The organism is Synechococcales cyanobacterium T60_A2020_003 (assembly GCA_015272205.1).
In the GTDB taxonomy this organism is placed as follows: domain Bacteria; phylum Cyanobacteriota; class Cyanobacteriia; order RECH01; family RECH01; genus JACYMB01.
The window spans coordinates 1-1512 of sequence record JACYMB010000248.1 but is presented as its reverse complement, the minus strand read 5'-3'; the positions used below and the strand labels follow the sequence as shown (position 1 = coordinate 1512).

Annotated in this window: 2 protein-coding genes; both read left to right on the top strand. The window is 51.7% G+C overall.

From position 1 onward, the window contains the following. The first annotated feature begins 15 nt into the window (after window positions 1-15). Window positions 16-825, top strand: coding sequence for a family 10 glycosylhydrolase (locus IGR76_12375; GenBank protein ID MBF2079283.1), 810 nt, complete (start codon window positions 16-18; stop codon window positions 823-825). Window positions 826-1001: 176 nt separating this feature from the next. Then, the coding region (gene glgC / locus IGR76_12370; GenBank protein MBF2079282.1) for a glucose-1-phosphate adenylyltransferase at window positions 1002-1512 on the top strand (511 nt) is incomplete at its 3' end.

Here is a 1512-nt window from a genome sequence, read left to right as displayed (position 1 = left end):
CCCTTGAACTTACGGGTGATCCCCTGGTTTGAATATGGCTTTGCCAGTGCCTATCGCCAAAACGGAGGGCGGATTTTAGCCCAATATCCCGACTGGGCCGGGTGCGATCGCCACGGTGGATTACTCACCAAAAACGGATTTGAATGGCTAAATGCTCTGGACGACCGGGTTCAAGACTTTATGCTTCAGCTCATGCTGGAAGTCCTCACCCACTATCCCGTCGATGGCGTTCAAGGAGATGACCGTTTGCCTGTATTTCCCGTCGAAGGCGGGTATGATCGCGCGACCCAAAATCTTTACTACCGTGAAACAGGCAGGGAGCCTCCGAAAAATCCGCGCGACCCTGACTGGATGAAATGGCGGAGCGATCGCCTGACCCAATTTCTTCATCGTCTTTACGATCAGGTCAAGGCCGTTCGTCCGGGTGCGATCGTCTCCATGGCTCCCAGTCCCTACCCGTTTGGGTATGAGGAGTATTTGCAGGACATTCCCACTTGGATACGCCACGGTTTGGTGGACTGGCTGCATCCCCAACTGTATCGACGCACCTTCAAGGATTATCGCCGTATGGTCGATGCAATGCTGCGATACTGCACCGCTCCCGACGGATCGCCTGGAATTTTACTTGCCCCTGGAATGCTCGTTAAGTCTGGTTCCTACTTAATTTCTGGCGATGACCTCACTCGCGGCCTTCAGTACAATCATCAAACCGGACTGGCTGGAGAAGTGTTCTTCTTTGCGGAAGCATTTTTCCAAAATCAAGGATCGCTCGGCACCCAACTGCGCAACATCCGTCCCGGCCAATCTCCCAAGTCTCCCTTTTGATCACGATGGTTATCGGGTACCTCTCCCTCACGTGACAGAGCAAAATTCTGATCGCGATCGATCCCGTGGCAGAAAATTTAGAAATATTCGATGATCCCCCTTGCCAAGTTTGCCCTACAGTCCGACACTGAGGTTGGGAATCATCGGTTATTTCAAGAGGCGTTTAAGAGGTTGTCGTGAAACGAGTATTAGCGCTCATTCTCGGTGGGGGTGCCGGAACCCGTCTATATCCTTTGACGAAACTTCGGGCGAAGCCTGCTGTTCCGCTTGCAGGAAAGTATCGCCTGATCGACGTCCCGGTCAGCAATTGCATTAATTCAGACATCTATAAAATCTACGTTCTAACCCAGTTCAATTCTGCATCTCTTAACCGCCACATTTCTCGGACGTACAACTTCTCTGGTTTGCACGAAGGCTTTGTTGAAATCTTGGCGGCACAACAAACACCAGATAGTCCTAGCTGGTTTCAGGGCACAGCTGATGCGGTGCGTAAGTACCTATGGTTGATAGAACAGTGGGATGTGGATGAGTTTTTGATCCTATCCGGTGACCACCTCTACCGGATGGACTACTCCCTGTTTGTTAAGCACCATCGTGAAACTGGGGCAGACATCACTCTGTCGGTGGTTCCGGTGGATGAGAAGCAGGCCACAGGCTTTGGGTTGATGAAGCTTGACGATAAGGGAC